This window comes from Caballeronia sp. INML2 (assembly GCF_023631365.1).
Classification (GTDB): Bacteria; Pseudomonadota; Gammaproteobacteria; order Burkholderiales; family Burkholderiaceae; genus Caballeronia; species Caballeronia turbans.
On record NZ_JALQDH010000004.1, the window covers coordinates 41879 to 58074 of the forward strand.

At 63.0% G+C, this 16196-nt stretch carries 20 protein-coding genes; 14 read left to right on the forward strand and 6 right to left on the reverse strand.

The genetic code is table 11. From position 1 onward, the window contains the following. Nucleotides 1-50: 50 nt before the first annotated feature. The 3 genes from NCT32_RS01040 to gpmA form a co-directional block, all read right to left on the reverse strand. Nucleotides 51-821: a molybdopterin-synthase adenylyltransferase MoeB gene (locus NCT32_RS01040; RefSeq protein ID WP_061116947.1), complete on the reverse strand. Its 771-nt coding sequence runs from the start codon at nucleotides 819-821 to the stop codon at nucleotides 51-53. Between the two features lie 103 nt (nucleotides 822-924). Then, the gene (locus tag NCT32_RS01045; protein ID WP_061116854.1) at nucleotides 925-2508 is read right to left on the reverse strand and encodes a S41 family peptidase; all 1584 of its coding nucleotides are present in this window, start codon (nucleotides 2506-2508) and stop codon (nucleotides 925-927) included. Nucleotides 2509-2774: 266 nt separating this feature from the next. Further along, entirely contained in the window at nucleotides 2775-3521 is a 747-nt protein-coding gene (gene gpmA, locus NCT32_RS01050) for a 2,3-diphosphoglycerate-dependent phosphoglycerate mutase (protein WP_250476226.1), read from the reverse strand. A gap of 182 nt (nucleotides 3522-3703) precedes the next feature. On the opposite strand from gpmA, the gene NCT32_RS01055 reads away from it, so the two are divergent. The 5 genes from NCT32_RS01055 to NCT32_RS01075 all read left to right on the forward strand — a co-directional run bounded on the left by NCT32_RS01055 (nucleotide 3704) and on the right by NCT32_RS01075 (nucleotide 6508). Beyond that, complete coding sequence (locus tag NCT32_RS01055) at nucleotides 3704-4129, forward strand: rhodanese-like domain-containing protein (protein WP_061116856.1); 426 nt, start codon at nucleotides 3704-3706, stop codon at nucleotides 4127-4129. Beyond that, nucleotides 4126-4386, forward strand: coding sequence for a glutaredoxin 3 (grxC, locus tag NCT32_RS01060; protein ID WP_061116857.1), 261 nt, complete (start codon nucleotides 4126-4128; stop codon nucleotides 4384-4386). Before NCT32_RS01055 ends, grxC begins: the two co-directional genes overlap by 4 nt. Nucleotides 4387-4450: 64 nt before the next feature. Further along, nucleotides 4451-4921, forward strand: a complete 471-nt coding sequence (gene secB / locus NCT32_RS01065) for a protein-export chaperone SecB (RefSeq protein WP_061116858.1) — start codon at nucleotides 4451-4453, stop codon at nucleotides 4919-4921. Between the two features lie 28 nt (nucleotides 4922-4949). After that, a complete protein-coding gene (locus tag NCT32_RS01070; protein WP_061116859.1) occupies nucleotides 4950-5948 on the forward strand; it encodes an NAD(P)H-dependent glycerol-3-phosphate dehydrogenase in 999 nt (332 codons plus the stop codon). 29 nt (nucleotides 5949-5977) lie between these two features. Next, on the forward strand, nucleotides 5978-6508 hold the full coding sequence (locus NCT32_RS01075; protein WP_250476227.1) for an O-acetyl-ADP-ribose deacetylase: 531 nt from the start codon (nucleotides 5978-5980) through the stop codon (nucleotides 6506-6508). On the opposite strand, the gene trmL is transcribed toward NCT32_RS01075, so the two are convergent. Both trmL and NCT32_RS01085 read right to left on the reverse strand, forming a co-directional pair. Next, on the reverse strand, nucleotides 6481-6951 hold the full coding sequence (gene trmL / locus NCT32_RS01080; protein WP_250489849.1) for a tRNA (uridine(34)/cytosine(34)/5-carboxymethylaminomethyluridine(34)-2'-O)-methyltransferase TrmL: 471 nt from the start codon (nucleotides 6949-6951) through the stop codon (nucleotides 6481-6483). The two genes, NCT32_RS01075 and trmL, sit on opposite strands and share 28 nt — an antisense overlap. Before the next feature lie 22 nt (nucleotides 6952-6973). Continuing rightward, nucleotides 6974-7732 carry a phosphoribosyltransferase family protein gene (locus NCT32_RS01085; protein ID WP_409241417.1) on the reverse strand — a complete coding sequence of 253 codons (759 nt, stop codon included), beginning with the start codon at nucleotides 7730-7732 and terminating at the stop codon, nucleotides 6974-6976. Nucleotides 7733-7907: 175 nt separating this feature from the next. On the opposite strand from NCT32_RS01085, the gene NCT32_RS01090 reads away from it, so the two are divergent. From NCT32_RS01090 to NCT32_RS01125, 8 genes are all read left to right on the forward strand, one after another. Next, on the forward strand, nucleotides 7908-8888 hold the full coding sequence (locus tag NCT32_RS01090; RefSeq protein ID WP_250476229.1) for a methyltransferase domain-containing protein: 981 nt from the start codon (nucleotides 7908-7910) through the stop codon (nucleotides 8886-8888). A 232-nt stretch (nucleotides 8889-9120) separates the two neighbouring features. Then, on the forward strand, nucleotides 9121-9594 hold the full coding sequence (locus tag NCT32_RS01095) for a DUF2244 domain-containing protein (RefSeq protein WP_250489852.1): 474 nt from the start codon (nucleotides 9121-9123) through the stop codon (nucleotides 9592-9594). A gap of 44 nt (nucleotides 9595-9638) precedes the next feature. Next, complete coding sequence (gene coxB, locus NCT32_RS01100) at nucleotides 9639-11252, forward strand: cytochrome c oxidase subunit II (protein ID WP_061116863.1); 1614 nt, start codon at nucleotides 9639-9641, stop codon at nucleotides 11250-11252. Nucleotides 11253-11347: 95 nt separating this feature from the next. Further along, complete coding sequence (ctaD, locus tag NCT32_RS01105) at nucleotides 11348-12958, forward strand: cytochrome c oxidase subunit I (RefSeq protein ID WP_061116950.1); 1611 nt, start codon at nucleotides 11348-11350, stop codon at nucleotides 12956-12958. A gap of 63 nt (nucleotides 12959-13021) precedes the next feature. Beyond that, nucleotides 13022-13162, forward strand: coding sequence for a cytochrome oxidase small assembly protein (locus tag NCT32_RS01110; protein WP_008351762.1), 141 nt, complete (start codon nucleotides 13022-13024; stop codon nucleotides 13160-13162). Nucleotides 13163-13171: 9 nt separating this feature from the next. Beyond that, nucleotides 13172-13744 (forward strand): cytochrome c oxidase assembly protein, encoded by a 573-nt coding sequence (locus NCT32_RS01115; RefSeq protein WP_061116864.1) that lies wholly within the window; start codon nucleotides 13172-13174, stop codon nucleotides 13742-13744. 4 nt (nucleotides 13745-13748) lie between these two features. After that, nucleotides 13749-13952 (forward strand): DUF2970 domain-containing protein, encoded by a 204-nt coding sequence (locus NCT32_RS01120; protein ID WP_061116865.1) that lies wholly within the window; start codon nucleotides 13749-13751, stop codon nucleotides 13950-13952. Nucleotides 13953-14045: 93 nt separating this feature from the next. After that, a complete protein-coding gene (locus tag NCT32_RS01125) occupies nucleotides 14046-14903 on the forward strand; it encodes a cytochrome c oxidase subunit 3 (RefSeq protein ID WP_250476230.1) in 858 nt (285 codons plus the stop codon). A gap of 192 nt (nucleotides 14904-15095) precedes the next feature. On the opposite strand, the gene NCT32_RS01130 is transcribed toward NCT32_RS01125, so the two are convergent. Then, entirely contained in the window at nucleotides 15096-15305 is a 210-nt protein-coding gene (locus NCT32_RS01130) for a twin transmembrane helix small protein (protein WP_061116867.1), read from the reverse strand. A gap of 125 nt (nucleotides 15306-15430) precedes the next feature. On the opposite strand from NCT32_RS01130, the gene NCT32_RS01135 reads away from it, so the two are divergent. Next, the gene (locus NCT32_RS01135; RefSeq protein ID WP_250476231.1) at nucleotides 15431-16174 is read left to right on the forward strand and encodes an SURF1 family protein; all 744 of its coding nucleotides are present in this window, start codon (nucleotides 15431-15433) and stop codon (nucleotides 16172-16174) included. Nucleotides 16175-16196 lie beyond the last annotated feature (22 nt).

Genomic DNA, 16196 nt, shown 5'->3' on the forward strand with positions numbered 1-16196 from the left:
TCGGACAGCTTAAGTGGATTGACCCGAACGCCGCCTAGGACGTGACCCAATTAGCGCGCCGCTTCACGAATCGCCGCGTTTGCGCAGACCGGGCAATCCGGCTGTCGCGCGATCTTCATCGTGTTCCATTCCATGCGCAGCGAGTCGAGCATCATCAGCCGGCCCGCAAGCGTCTCGCCGAAGCCGCCGATCGCGCGCAGCGCCTCGGCCGCCTGCATCGCACCGATGATGCCGACCGTCGGCGCGAACACGCCCATCGTCGAGCACGCGACTTCCTCGAACGGCTGATCCGGCGGAAACACGCACGCGTAGCAGGGCGAGTCCGGCGAGCGGAAATCGAAGGTGCTGATCTGCCCGTCGAAACGCAACGCCGCGCCCGACACGAGCGGCACGCGATGCGCAACGCAAGCCGCGTTGATCGCGTGGCGCGTTGCGAAGTTGTCGCTGCAATCGAGCACGACCGAGCTGCCGGGCACGTTGGCATCGAGCCATGCGGCGTCCGCGCGCGTGCTCACCGCGATGACTTCGACACCGGGATTCAATGCGTTCAATGTCTCGCGAGCCGATTCCACTTTCAGCGTGCCGACCGATCGCGTCATGTGCACGATCTGCCGCTGCAGATTCGTGAGATCGACGGTATCGGCATCGACCAGCGTGATCTTTCCGACACCCGCCGCCGCGAGATACATCGCCGCGGGCGCGCCGAGGCCGCCTGCGCCTATGATGATCGCGTGCGCGTCGAGAAAGCGCTCCTGCGCCTCGATGCCGATTTCATCGACGAGGATATGGCGGGAGTAGCGAAGGAGTTGATCGTCGTTCATCGCGGAAAGAATCGGCTTGCTCGAACGAAGCATTCTAAGCGCGCAAAAGAGAAAAGGCTTCGCAACGTCATGCTGCGAAGCCTTTTGCCGGACTACGGGAAACTTACTTCGATTGCTGCGCGGTCGGCGACGAGGCCGGCTGCGCGCCCGACGCCGGCGCGGAGCCCGGCGTGGCCGGCAGCGCCGGAGGCGCCACGACCGGCGCCGATGCCGAACGCGGCGGCTTGTTCTGCGCGAGCTTGCGTTCGCTGTACGACTTCGACTCCACGACCTGCTTGCCTTCGAGCTTGTTCAGCCCTTGCTGGAGCATGAAGTCGTCCGAACTGCCGAACTCGACCGGCTTGCGCTCGCGATCCTTGCGGCGCTGCTCGGGCGTCTTCTTGTCGTTTTGCTCTTCGAGAATGCGCAGTTGCTCCAGGCGATCGGCCTCGCGCTGTTCCTGCTCCTTCTTCTCGTTCGGATCCTGCGTGTTGGCGAGGTGGTTCGAGTAGTCCACTTCGCGCGTGACGAGCGCGTCATCCGGATCGCCGTCCGCGTACTGATCGACCGGAACGTCCGGGCGCACGCCCTGGTTCTGAATCGACTTGCCGCTCGGCGTGTAGTAGTAGGCAGTCGTCAGGCGCAGCGCGGAGTCGGCGGTCATCGGGCGAACCGTCTGGACGGAGCCCTTGCCGAACGTCGTCTTGCCCACGATGAGCGCGCGGTGATGATCCTGCAGCGCGCCCGCGACGATTTCCGAAGCCGACGCCGAGTAGGCGTTGGTCAGCACGACCATCGGCACCTTCTTGAAGATCTCCGGCACGCTCTTGAGCGGATCGGAATCGAAGGAGGGCAGGCGGTAGTTGTCGTAGGTGTCGCGGAAGGTCTGCTTCGCGTCCGCGATTTGTCCATTGGTCGACACGACCACGGCGTTGTCCGGCAGGAATGCGCCCGCGACGCCGACCGCGCTTTGCAACAGGCCGCCGCCGTTGTTGCGCAGGTCGAGCACGAGCCCCTTCAGATTCGGCTGCTGACGCGCCAGATCCTGCAGCTTCGCGGCGAGATCCGGCACCGTGCGCTCCTGGAAGCTCGTGATGCGGATATAGCCATAGCCCGGTTCCGGCACTTTCATCTTCACCGACTGCACGCGGATCACGGCGCGCGTCACGGTGAGCGGGAAGGTGCGGTCGTCGCTCTTGCGGAAGATCGTGAGCGTGACCTTCGTGCCCGGTTCGCCGCGCATCTGCTTCACGGCTTTATCCAGCGTCATGCCGCGCACCGGCTTGTCGTTAATGCGGGTGATGAGGTCGCCCGGACGAATGCCGGCGCGGAACGCGGGCGTGTCCTCGATCGGCGAGATCACCTTGATGAGCCCGTCTTCCGAAGAAATCTCGATGCCGAGGCCCGCGAAGCGGCCCTTGGTCTGCTCCTGCAGTTCTTCGTAATCGGTCTTGTCGAGATACGACGAGTGCGGGTCGAGGCTCGACACCATGCCCTTGATGGCGGCGGTGAGGAGCTTCTTATCGTCGACAGGTTCGACGTACTCGTGCTTGATTTGCCCGAAAACTTCGGCGAACAGCCGCAATTGTTCGAGCGGCAGCGGCGAGGAGGCGGATTGCTGTGCGGATGCGGAAATCTGCAATGTTGCGAGTGCGCCGGCAGCAACGCCTGCGGCGATCAGGCCGAAATTTTTCAGGTTCTTTCGCATAGGGGGTGCGGTCGGAATCGAATGAGCAGCAACGTAGGTGACGGGCCAGTATACCCGCTCGTCTTGATCGACGACTTAAACGCAACTTAAATGCCAGAGGCTTTGACGCCTCGCAGCGTAGGGTTGCGCACGTTTCAACGCCAATATGTCGATGCCGCCGGCACGCCGTCAGCCGCGCGTCATATGCGGCGAGGGCGCTTTTTACGACGCCCTCGCATGCGAATCGCACCGCGCGACCAAGTCATCGCGCGGCCTGCGATACGGCCTCAGCCCGCCTTGCCCTGCTTGGCGACAGCGGCCTGCGCAGCCGCGATGGCTTCCGGATCGCCCAGATAGTAGTGCTTGATGGGCTTCAGGTTTTCGTCGAGCTCGTAGACGAGCGGCACGCCGTTCGGGATGTTCAGCCCGACGATGTCGTCATCGGAGATATTGTCCAGATACTTGACGAGCGCGCGGATCGAGTTGCCGTGCGCCGAAATGACGACCTGCTTGCCCGACTTGATGGCCGGCGCGATCGACTCGTTCCAGATCGGCAGCACGCGTGCGACCGTGTCCTTCAGACACTCGGTGAGCGGCAACTGCTCGCGCGGCACCTTGGCGTAGCGCGGATCGTTGTACGACGCGCGCTCGTCGCCCGGTTCAAGCGCGGGCGGCGGCGTGTCGTAGCTGCGGCGCCATACGAGCACCTGATCGTCGCCGTACTTCTTGGCCGTCTCGGCTTTGTTCAGACCCGCGAGCGCGCCGTAGTGCCGCTCGTTCAGACGCCACGAATGCACGACCGGGATGTACATCTGGTCCATCTCGTCCTGCACGTGCCACAGCGTGCGGATCGCGCGCTTGAGCACCGAGGTATAGGCGATATCGAACGTGTAGCCAGCTTCCCTCAACAGCACGCCGGCCTGACGCGCCTCCCGGTTGCCCTGCTCGGTCAGGTCGACGTCGACCCAGCCGGTGAAGCGGTTTTCCTTGTTCCACGTCGATTCGCCGTGGCGGATGAGCACTAGCTTGTACATGATTTCGGTCGGTCAGTTGAAAAAGCGGGTGCGCCGATCGCACCCCGTCATCCTGCGCGTGCAGGCGGGGCGTCGCCATCGGCCGGACGGCGGAGGCCATCGCGGGAAACGGTTATTTTATAATGCTCCGATTGCCCCAATTCCCCTTTCTTCCTTTCCTACTAAATTCTGGCGGCCCTGACGTGACGTTTTTCACCAATTACACGAATATCGCACTCATTGTCATCGCGCTCGTTTCCGGCGCGCTGCTCCTCTGGCCCGCCATCTCGCGGCGCGGGCGAGGCGGCATTTCCGCTGCCGAAGCCACCACGCTCATCAACCGGCGCAATGCCGTGATCGTCGATCTGCGGCCGGCTGCCGAATTCGCGAAAGGGCATCTGCCGCAGGCACGAAACGTCGAATTGACGGAGCTTCAAGCAAAAATCGGCCAGATCGCAAAGAATAAGAGCAATCCGGTCGTGCTCGTTTGCCAAACCGGTCAAGAATCGCAGCGTGCGAGCCGCGCCGTGTCCGAAGCGGGTTACGCCGAGGTCCACGTTTTGCAAGGTGGAGTCGACGCCTGGCAAAAAGCCGGCATGCCGGTGGTGAAACAAGGAGCAGTCAAGTGAAGAAAGTGATGATGTACAGCACGGTCGTGTGCCCGTATTGCCAGATGGCCGAACGTCTTTTAAAGTCCCGCGGGGTCGAGACAATCGAGAAGATCCTGATCGACCGTGAACCGGGCCGGCGTGAGGAAATGATGACGCGCACCGGCCGGCGCACCGTGCCGCAGGTTTATATCGGCGAAACGCATGTCGGCGGATACGACGATCTGTCCGCGCTCGATCGCAAAGGCGGTCTCGTGCCGCTGCTCGAATCCGCCTGAAGGCACACTAGCGGCGCGTTCAATGAATAGACGCGCCGCATACCGAATTACCTAGGGAATTACTATGTCCGACGAGAACAATCAGCCGTTTTTCAATATCCAGCGCATCTATCTGAAGGACATGTCGCTCGAGCAGCCGAATTCGCCGGCCATCTTTCTCGAGCAGGAAATGCCGTCGGTCGAAGTCGAAGTCGACGTGAAGGCCGACCGGCTCGCCGAAAGTGTCTTCGAAGTGCTGGTCACGGGCACCGTGACGGCGAAGGTCGCGGGCAAGGTCGCGTTTCTGATCGAAGCGAAGCAGGCAGGCATCTTCGATATCCGCAACATTCCGGCCGAGCAGATCGATCCGCTCGTCGGCATCGCGTGCCCGACCATCCTGTTCCCGTACTTGCGCTCGAACATCGCCGATGCGATCACGCGCGCCGGTTTCCCGCCGATTCACCTCGCGGAAATCAACTTCCAGGCGCTGTACGAGCAACGCATCGCCCAGCTCGCGAACGCGCAGGAAGGCGCGGCCAACGGCGCGACGCATTAACCTTGACTCTGCCGAACCGGAGCCGAGCATGAAAGTAGCCGTTCTCGGCGCCGGCGCGTGGGGCACCGCACTTGCGGGCCACCTTGCGACCCGGCACGACACGAAGCTCTGGGCGCGCGACGCCGCGCTCATCGAATCCCTCTCCCGCACGCACGAAAACACGCGCTATCTCGAAGGCGTCGCGTTGCCGCACACGCTCGCATTCGAGGCGGATTTCACGGCGGCGCTCACACACGCATCGGCCGACGAAGCGTTGTGTGTCGTCGCGACGCCTGTCGCCGGCTTGCGTGCACTGTGCCGCGCGATGCGGCAGGCCGGCGTCGTGCCGGCGCATATCGTCTGGCTTTGCAAAGGCTTCGAGGCGGATACGCAATGTCTCCCCAACGAAGTCGTCGCCGCCGAACTGCCGGCGCATCGCAGCAACGGCACGCTCTCCGGCCCGAGCTTCGCGCGCGAAGTGGGGCAGGGCTTGCCGGTCGCGCTGACGGTCGCGAGCACGTCCGCGCAACTGGGCGCGCGCACGGTCGCGGCGTTCCACCACGGCGCGATGCGCATATATACCGGCGATGACGTCATCGGCGTCGAAGTGGGCGGTGCCGTCAAGAACGTGCTGGCGATCGCCACGGGCATTTCGGACGGCCTCGGCCTCGGTCTGAACGCGCGCGCGGCGCTGATTACGCGCGGGCTCGCGGAGATGTCGCGGCTGGGCGTCGCGCTCGGCGGCCGCGCGGAGACATTCAACGGTTTGACCGGCCTGGGCGATCTCATTCTCACCGCGACGGGCGATCTGTCGCGCAATCGGACGGTCGGCAAGCAACTCGCGAGCGGACGTACGCTCGACGAAATCCTCGCGGCGCTCGGCCACGTCGCGGAAGGCGTGCGATGCGCGCGCGCGGTGCTTGGACTCGCGCAATCGCGTGGCATCGAGATGCCGATCACACAGGCGGTATGCCGCGTGCTCTTCGAAAACGTGGCTCCGCGCGATGCGGTGCAGGCGTTGCTGAGCCGGGACGCGAAGGCCGAATAGCATCGCGTTCATCCGCAAGGAGGTGTGCGATGGTCAAACTGGAAGCGCAGGTCGTTGACATCACCACGCTCGACGTCGACGCTATCGTCAATGCGGCGAACAAATCGCTGCTCGGCGGTGGTGGCGTCGACGGCGCGATTCATCGAAAGGCGGGCAAGGGTTTGCTGCGCGAATGTGAGACGCTCGGCGGCTGTGAAACCGGCGATGCGAAAATCACCGGCGGCCACGATCTTCCCGCGAAGCACGTCATTCACGCGGTCGGTCCGCGCTGGAGCGGCGGCCACAGAAAAGAGCCTGAGCTGCTCGCAAACTGCTACCGCCGCTCGCTCGAACTCGCTCAGGAAGCCGGCTGCGAGTCGCTCGCGTTTCCCGCGATCAGTTGCGGCATCTACCGCTTTCCATCGGACCAGGCCGTGCGGATCGCGGTGCGGACCGTCATCGACACCTTGCCCTCCACGCCTGCTGTGCGACACGTCGTCTTTGCGTGTTTTCAGGACGACATGCTCGCGCTCTATCAGGCCGAGTTCGATGCTCAGGCGCCGCCTTCGAAGCCCGCCTGACGCCACGCCTCGAACGTCACGATCGCCACCGTATTCGACAGATTCAGGCTGCGATTGCCGGGCCGCATCGGCAGGCGCACGCGCTGTTCCGTCGGAAAGCGCTCCAGCAATGCGGGCGCGAGGCCGCGCGTCTCGGCCCCGAACACGAACCAGTCGCCTGTCTTGAACGCGTGATCGAAGAACGGCGTCGAGCCGCGCGTGGTAAACGCGAACATGCGCGTGGCATCGGGTGCTTCTTTGGCAATGAAGGCATCCCAATTCGCATGCACGTTCATTTCGGCGTACTCGTGATAGTCGAGGCCAGCGCGGCGCATCTTCGCATCGCCGAGCGGGAAGCCGAGCGGCTCGATCAGATGCAGGCGCGCGCCCGTGTTCGCGCAGAGGCGGATCACGTTGCCGGTGTTCGGCGGAATTTCGGGTTCGACGAGTACGACGTTGAACATGGATTGCTGTGAATGAATGTGGTTAATCTTTCGGCGTACGGAGCGCCACGAAATTGGTCACGCGGCGCGCACCGGCATGCTTGAGCGTGCGGGCGAGGGCGTCGAGCGTCGCGCCGGATGTCATCACATCATCGACCACGCCCACGTGTCTCCCGCGCACATCGCCCGAAACGGCGAACGCGCTCGCGACATTGCGGCGGCGCGTTTCCTGATCCAGCCGCGATTGTGCCGATGTGTGCCGCACACGCGTCACGACAGACGCGTCGCTTCGCACGTTCATCATGCGCGCAAGCGGACGCGCCATCGCCCACGCCTGGTTATAGCCGCGTGCGACGAGCCGGGCATGGGACAGCGGCACGGGCACGATCAGGTCCGGCGCGGGCAGATCGCTGTCCTCGAAGACAGCAAGCAAATGCCGCGCAATTGTTTCGCCCGCTGCAAGCCGCGCACGAAACTTCAATTCGACGACGAGCGTATCGAGCGGCGCGCGATAGTCTGCGAGCGCGAGCGTGTCGTTGAACGCGGGCGGCGATTCGAGGCACGCGGCGCAGTGCGCACGCGTGTCGTCGCGTTCCCGTCGGAGTAAAGACGCGGACAGCGGCAGCGCGCATGTCGCGCAGCGCAGACGCGGCTCGTTCCAGTACTGCGCGTCGCAACCGTCGCACAGCAGTCTTTGCGACAAATTGCCGCACAACGCGCACTGGCTCGGCAGCGCGTAGGCGGCGAACCGTTTCGCGGCCGACGCGAATTCGCGAAGGCGCGCTGCCATGGGCGTTTGAATTGGAGGACGGTTGCTGTCGGCTTTCATGACGGCGAGATCGGGAAAATCACGGCTCGAAGCGCTAACACGCCCATTCGTTGCGCCTCAGGAAGCGTTTATGCCTCGTATCAGCACTTCGCACGGGTTGTTTTCGAGACGACCGAGTATACTTCGCACTCTCCGCAAAAAGATCGACATGTCCCCGACATCCCCTGAAACCGGCCGTTCGGCCTATGATCCGCGCCGCTTGCGCGCGATCTTCGACGATCGCGCCGCCGCCTTCGACGAGGTCGCGTTTTTGCCGCGCGAAATCGCGCAGCGCATGCGCGAGCGTCTCGAATACATCAAGGTCGCGCCGGTGCGCGTCCTCGATGCGGCGTGCGGCGTCGGGGCGGACTTGGGCGGTCTGCGGGAAAGGTTTGCAGAGGCGTCGGTGACCGGCATCGATATGTCGTCCGCGATGCTCGCGCGCGCCCGTGCCGCCGAAGCGGCGGACGCCGACAATGGCGCGGGCTGGCGTCGCTTTCTTCCGTCGACCCTCGCGAAGGCGTTCGGCGCACGCGGCCCGCAACTCGCACAGGCCGATTTCTCCGAGCTGCCGTTCGCACCAAGTGCGTTCGAGTTGCTGTGGTCGAACCTCGCATTGCATTGGCATCCGCGTCCGGACGTCGTTTTTCCCGAATGGCAGCGCGTGCTCAAGGTGAACGGCCTGCTGATGTTCAGCACGTTCGGCCCGGATACGTTGCGCGAGCTCAGAGCCGCGTATCGGGAAGCAGAGCGCACGCTCGGGCTCGATCCCCAACCGCACACGATCGATTTCGTCGACATGCACGATCTCGGCGACATGCTCGTGGAAAGCGGCTTCGAAATCCCGGTGATGGATCAGGAAGTCCTGACCATCACATACAAGTCGCCCGAATCGCTTTTCGCCGACGTGACGCGCTGGGGCGCGTATCCGTTCGAGCGCGCGTTCGGCGCAGGGCGCGCGGATCCGAAAAACGTGCGCAGCGCGGTGCATCAGGCGCTCGACGCCCTTCGTCGCGACGACGGCACGATCCCGCTGACCTTCGAAGTGATCTACGGCCACGCCTGGAAAGCGGTGCCGCGCACGACGGCCGAAGGACACGGCATCGTGCGTCTGCAAGATATCGGCCGAGGCTCGAAACCGAAACGCTGAATCGGTAAATAGGGCGTTCGTTATGTCTGAAATTTGCGCGAAAAATGCGCGCAAAAAGGTGCGTCAAAAGGGCGCAGAGGCTTGTGGCGCTTGGCTCTGCGACGTTACGACCCTTGCTTGTGGATGCCACTTAACACGCCTATAATGCGTCAGTTTGTCGCCTGGGTTGACACAAATTTGGGCGAAATCCGAGCGAAAGTATGTGATTACGTGCGGATTGATGGAGGCAGCGATGCAAGCCAGCCAGACGCTGACGGAGTCCGAGCCGGTCATCAAAGACTGGCTGATGAAGCGAAACTGCTCGGTGTCGCCGCGTCAGTTCGTGGGCTTCTATCTGTCGCTTGCGTTGTTTTCGCTGGCAATCGCAACGCCGCTGTTCCTGAATGGCGCCTGGCTGGTGCTGCCGTTCACCGGGGTCGAGTTGGCGGTCGTGGGCATCGCGTTCGTGATTTACGCGCGCCATGCCGTCGACTACGAACGAATCCGGCTGTATCAAAACCGGTTGTTGATCGAACAGATGAACGCCGAAGTGCTGACGCAGTTCGAGTTCAACCCGCGCTGGGTGCGGGTGGAAGCGGGCGCGACGCCGAGAGAACCGCTCACGATCGTATCGCGCGGTCAATCGGTGAAAATCGGACAACGCCTTGCACAGCATCGTCGCAAACAATTTGCTGCCGAGTTGCAGGCGTCGCTGAGACGCCTTTGAGAGGAGCCGGCAGGCGCATGATGCAACGGGGGTCGAGGGTTTGAATGGAAAATTTGGGTAAGGATGCTATGAAAACAATCAAGCGAGCCCTCTCGGGCGTGCTGGCGGCAGGCGCACTGCTCACCGCCGGCGCGGCCCTGGCGGTCGAAAACAGTCCAGGCGGTCCCGCTGTCAACGAGATCAACTTCCAGCAGCCTGTGACGAAGATCGCCGAGGAGCTCTACGGCCTCCATATCTTCATGCTCATCATCTGTACCGTCATTTTCATTGGCGTGTTCGGGGTGATGTTCTATTCGCTCTTCAAGCATCGCAAGTCGAAAGGCTTCAAGCCGGCCAACTTCCACGAAAGCACTACGGTCGAAATCATCTGGACGATCGTGCCGTTCATCATCGTCATTCTGATGGCGCTGCCGGCAACGAAGGCCGTCGTCGCGATGAAGGACACCTCCAACGCCGACCTCACGGTGAAGGTCACCGGCTACCAGTGGAAGTGGGGCTACGACTACGTGAAGGGTCCGGGCGAGGGCATCAGTTTCCTCTCGACGCTCTCCACGCCGCGCAGCGAAGTGAACGGCCAGAAGCCGATTTCGACGCTGTATCTGCAGGAAGTCGACAACCCGCTCGTGGTGCCGGTCGACAAGAAGATCCGCATCATCACCACGGCGAACGATGTCGTGCACTCGTGGTACATCCCGGCGTTCGGTGTGAAGCAGGATGCGATTCCGGGCTTCGTGCGCGATACCTGGTTCAAGGCCGAGAAGGTGGGCACCTATCGCGGCTTCTGTACGGAACTGTGCGGCAAGGAGCACGCGTACATGCCGGTGGTGGTCGAAGTGCTGTCGGCTGACGACTACGCGAAGTGGGTCGACGCGCAAAAGAAGAAGATGGCCGCCGGCGCCGACGATCCCCTCAAGACCTACACGATGGAAGAGCTGAAGGCGCGCGGCCAGCAGGTCTACACGTCGAACTGCGCGGTCTGCCACCAGCCGACCGGCAAGGGTGCGGGCCAGTTCCCGGCGCTCGACGGCTCCAAGATCGCGAACGGCTCGATCGCCGACCATCTGAATATCGTGCTGCACGGCAAGGGTGCGATGCCGCCGTGGCAAGGCGTGCTGAACGACGTCGAGATTGCATCGGTCGTCACGTTCGAGCGCAACAACTGGGGCAACCACACGGGCGACCTCCTCCAGCCGAAGCAGGTGATCGACGCCAAAGCGGGCAAGATGCCGGCAGGCGGCGGCACTGCGGCGGCGGCATCGGCGCCTGAGGCTGCGAGCGCCGCGCCCGCGGCAGCCGAAGCAGGCGCGCCTGCGGCATCGGGCGCCGAAGCGTCGCAAGCCGCCGGGCTGCCCGCGAGCATCTACTTCGAGACGGGCAAGGACACGCTGCCCGCCGACGCGAAAAGCGCGGTGGAGGCCGCCGCCGCCTACGCAAAGGCGCATCCGGACGCGAAGATTGCGCTGTCCGGCTTCACCGATGCGACCGGCGGCGCCGATCTGAACGCCGATCTCGCGAAGCGCCGCGCGCAAGCCGTGCGCGACGCGTTGAAGGCCGCGGGCGTGTCGGAAGACCGTATCGTGCTGAAGAAACCGGAAACCATCACGGGCGGCGCCGATAACAAGGAAGCCCGCCGCGTGGAAATCAGTCCGGCTGCTTGACGTGCCGAGCGTGTCGCTTTCCTTCGCCCGACAGCAACGGAAAGCCACGCGTCATTGCCAAGTGCCCCGAGTATTCGCTTTAGGAGATGATTGTCATGTCTAGCATCGGACACGATGTAGGCGCAGGTCACGACCACGCGCACGACCATGCGCACGAGACGCCGCATGGCTGGCGCCGGTGGCTCTTCGCCACCAACCACAAGGACATCGGTACGCTGTACCTGTTGTTCTCTTTCATCATGTTCCTCTCGGGGGGCGTGATGGCGCTCGGCATCCGTGCCGAGCTGTTCGAGCCGGGCCTGCAGATCATGCGTCCCGAGTTCTTCAATCAGCTGACCACCATGCACGGCCTCATCATGGTGTTCGGCGCGATCATGCCGGCGTTCGTCGGTTTCGCGAACTGGATGGTGCCGCTGCAGATCGGCGCATCGGATATGGCGTTCGCGCGGATGAACAACTTCAGCTTCTGGCTGCTGCCGGCCGCTGCGGTGCTGCTCGTCGGCTCGTTCTTCGTGCCGGGCGGCGCAACCGCCGCGGGCTGGACGCTCTACGCGCCGCTCTCCACGCAGATGGGCCCGGGCATGGACTTCGCGATTTTCGCGGTCCACATCATGGGTGCGTCGTCGATCATGGGCGGGATCAACATCGTCGTGACGATCCTGAACATGCGCGCGCCCGGCATGACGCTCATGAAGATGCCGATGTTCGCGTGGACGTGGCTCATCACCGCGTACCTGCTGATCGCCGTGATGCCGGTTCTCGCCGGGGCGATCACGATGGTGCTCTTCGACCGTCACTTCGGCACGTCGTTCTTCAACGCGGCGGGCGGCGGCGATCCGGTCATGTACCAGCACATCTTCTGGTTCTTCGGTCACCCCGAGGTGTACATCATGATCTTGCCGGCGTTCGGGATCGTGTCGCAGGTGATCCCGGCGTTCTCGCGCAAGCCGCTGTTCGGCTATAGCTCGATGGTGTACGCGACCGCGTCGATCGCGATTCTGTCGTTCATGGTGTGGGCGCACCACATGTTCGCGACCGGCATGCCGGTGACGGGCCAGTTGTTCTTCATGTACGCGACGATGCTGATCGCGGTCCCGACGGGCGTGAAGGTGTTCAACTGGGTGGCGACGATGTGGCGCGGCGCGCTCTCCTTCGAGACCCCGATGCTCTTCGCGATCGGCTTCCTGTTCGTGTTCACGATGGGCGGCTTCACGGGCCTGATCCTGTCGATGGCGCCGCTCGACATCCAGATGCACGGCACGTATTACGTGGTGGCGCACTTCCACTACGTGCTCGTGGCGGGTTCGCTCTTCGCGCTGTTCGCGGGCTGGTACTACTGGGCGCCGAAGTGGACCGGCTGGATGTACAACGAAATGCGCGGAAAGATCCACTTCTGGGCGTCGATGATCTTCTTCAACATCACGTTCTTCCCGATGCACTTCCTGGGTCTCGCCGGCATGCCGCGCCGCTATGCGGACTATCCGGCGCAGTTCACGGACTTCAACCAGGTCGCGACGATCGGCGCATTCGGCTTCGGCCTCGCGCAGGTGTACTTCCTGTTCGCGGTCGCGCTGCCTACTTATCGTGGCGGCGGTGAACTCGAGAAGGCGGGCGACAAGCCGTGGGATGGCGCGGAAGGCCTCGAATGGACCGTGCCGAGCCCGGCGCCGTTCCATACGTTCGAGCATCCGCCGACGGTCGAATAAGTAGTCAGTCTGGTTCGCGGGGCTTCGTTGAACGTGCCCCGCGAACGAAAAAGTCAGGAAAGCATGGCCCCGAATCCACAAAAAAGACGCACGCCCGAGGAAATTCGCGCGGGCAACAAGCGGCTCGGAATCATCATGGTGTTGGTTGCCGCCGTCTTCTTTCTGGGTATCGTCGTCAGGCAATATCTGTTGTCGCGAGGGTAGGAAAGCAACGTGTCCACTCAGCAGGAAAATTCGCATGTCGACCGGTCCTTCAACCGGTCGATGCTGGTTAAGCTCTTCGTCGTGGCGGCGCTGATGTTCGGCTTTGGCTTCGCGCTCGTGCCGATGTACAGGGCGATCTGCCAGATCACGGGCATCAACAATCTCGTGCAGCGCGATGTCGGTGCGCGTGAGGCGAAGAATACGCAGGTCGACATGACCCGCACGATCTCGATCGAGTTCGACGCGAACGCGCGCGGGCCGCTGAGGTTCAAGCCCGAGCAGAACACGCTGGATATTCACCCGGGCGAAGTGATGACGGTGATGTACGACGTGACCAACGAGCAGAATCGCACGGTGAACGCGCAGGCGATCCCGAGCTATGCGCCGAAGCAGGCCACCGAGTACTTCAAGAAGATCGAATGCTTCTGTTTTACGCAGCAGACGCTCGCGCCGAACGAGACCAAGCGCATGCCGGTCGTGTTCGTCGTCGATCCGAAGCTGCCGAAGGATGTGAAGACGATCACGCTGTCGTACACGTTCTTCGAGTTGAACGCGCCGAAGTCGGTCGCGAAAGGTTCATGACGCCATGCGCGCGGACACGCCGAACAAGGGCGGTTTTCTCAAGCTCGTGAAGGCGGTGTTCTGGTCGTTCTTCGGGGTGCGCCGCCGGGCCGACCTGGAACGCGATGCCGCGCAGTTGAACCCGCTGCATCTGATTGCGGCGGGCGTCATCGGAGCGGTGCTGTTCATCGTCGTGTTGCTGCTCGTCGTGCGCGCGGTAGTGGGATAGACGGAAAACGCAGGGCATGGCCGACGCACGTGCAGTCGGGCAACCGGCGGCAAAAGAAAATTCAAGCAACTGGATCGAAGTGGAGAATCAACAATGAGCGGTCAAAACGAGAGCCCGTACTATTTCGTGCCGCATCCGTCGCGGCATCCGGTGATGGCTGCAACTGGCTTGCTGATCATGCTGGCCTCGCTGGCGTCGTGGGTGAACGGCCATAGCTTCGGGCCGGCCGGCACGTTCATCGGCCTGCTGTTCGTGTTGTTCGTGCTGTGGCACTGGTTCGGCGACGCGATCTCCGAATCCGAAGGCGGCATGTACGGCAAGCGCGTCGATGTGTCGTACCGCTGGAGCATGAGCTGGTTCATCTTCTCCGAAGTCATGTTCTTCGCGGCGTTCTTCGGCGCGCTCTTCTATGCCCGCGCAATCGCGATGCATGAGCTCGGCAGCCTCGACTACAAGCTCATTTGGCCTGACTTCACCGCCGTGTGGCCGAACAACGGCCCTGCCGCGCTCGTGCCGCATTTCCGCGCGATGGTGCCGTGGCCCCTGCCGACCATCAACACGGCGCTGCTGCTGTCCTCCGGCGCAACGCTGACGGTGGCGCACCACGCGCTGCGTGAAGATCATCGCAAGAAGGCGATCATCTGGCTGGGTGCGACCGTGCTGCTCGGTCTGATCTTCCTGTTCTGCCAGGGCTACGAGTATTTTCACGCGTATAACGAACTCAACCTGACGCTCAATTCGGGCGTGTACGGCTCGACGTTCTTCCTGCTGACCGGCTTCCACGGCTTCCACGTGTTCCTGGGCGGTACGATGTTGGCCGTGGTGATGTTCCGTTTGATCCGCGGCCACTTCTCGGCGGAGCACCACTTCGCGTTCGAAGGCGCGGCGTGGTACTGGCACTTCGTCGACGTCGTGTGGCTGGGTCTGTACGTCGTCGTCTACTGGCTGTAATGAATATCGAAGCGGGCGCGCGCGGTGCGCCGTCCGCGATGCAAGGCTGGCGGCGACGCCGGTCCGAGAGCAAAGAAGCAGTGACCAACACGCCGCCCTCGACGTCTCAAGGGGCGGCGTTGTCGTTTCGAGGACGTCGAAAGGTGCCGCGGCGCGACAATACGTCTCGTAGGGCCGTAGCCGGGCGGTGGGTTATCGTCCGATGGGAATGCCCGACGACTGAATCCAGCCCATCCAGTGCGCGAACAGGATGAAGAGGAAGAGCGAGATGGACAGCCCCACGCGTGCCGCGAGCGACCAGACCATCCGCTTCGTCCTGCCCCGGTCGGTCATCATGAAGTAGAGCGCCGAACCCAGGCTGCCGATGATAAGGATGAATGCAATAGCAACGATGATGTGCATGAAACCAGCCAGCGTTTTTGCTCAGGAACCACAGCGAGCAGTATGAATTTGGATCATCTCATTATCTCACTCGACAGATCGCGCCGTGCGGCGCCCGACCGGATCCCGGCAGTAAGGCTGGCAGCATGAAGATCCGGTTCTGGCCCGCGCTGCTGATTCTGATCGTCGTTGCGGTGACCGTGCGGCTCGGCTTCTGGCAACGCGATCGCGCGCATCAGAAAGAAGCGCTCAACGCACAGATCGTCGCGTTCGAGAACGCACCGGTGCGAGAAGTCGGCGTCGAGCCGATACCGCTCAAGTCGATCGAATTCCACCGCGTGGAGGCGCGCGGCGAGTTCCTGCCGGAACGCGTCGTGTATCTGGACAATCGTCCGTATAACGACCAGCCGGGCTTTTATGTCGTGATGCCGCTTAAACTCGAGGGCGGCGGCTATGTGCTCGTGAATCGCGGATGGCTGCCGCGCAACATGGCGGACCGCACGGGCATCGAGTCGTATGAAACGCCGAAGGGCGTCGTCGAGGTGCAAGGCATCGCGCGCGCGAATGCGTCGCAGGCGTTCGAGCTGGGCAGCGGCGGATCGGCCGCGCACAAGGAAATTCGGCAGAACCTCGATATCAGGTCGTATGCGGCCGAAACCGGGCTCGCCTTCCAGCCGTTCGTGATTCAGCAGACGAACGACACCGGCGACAAGCTCGTGCGCAACTGGCCCGCGCCGACGCTCGGCGTCGAGCGCAATTACGGATACATGCTCCAGTGGTGGGGCATGGCGGCCGCGGCTATCGGGTTTGGCCTGTATGCCGCGCGCCGCGCCGCGAAGAAGGGCGACGAGCCCGACGAGCGCGACGACGAAGCCGAGCACCACGCCTGACAATCGACCGAACAGAGACAAG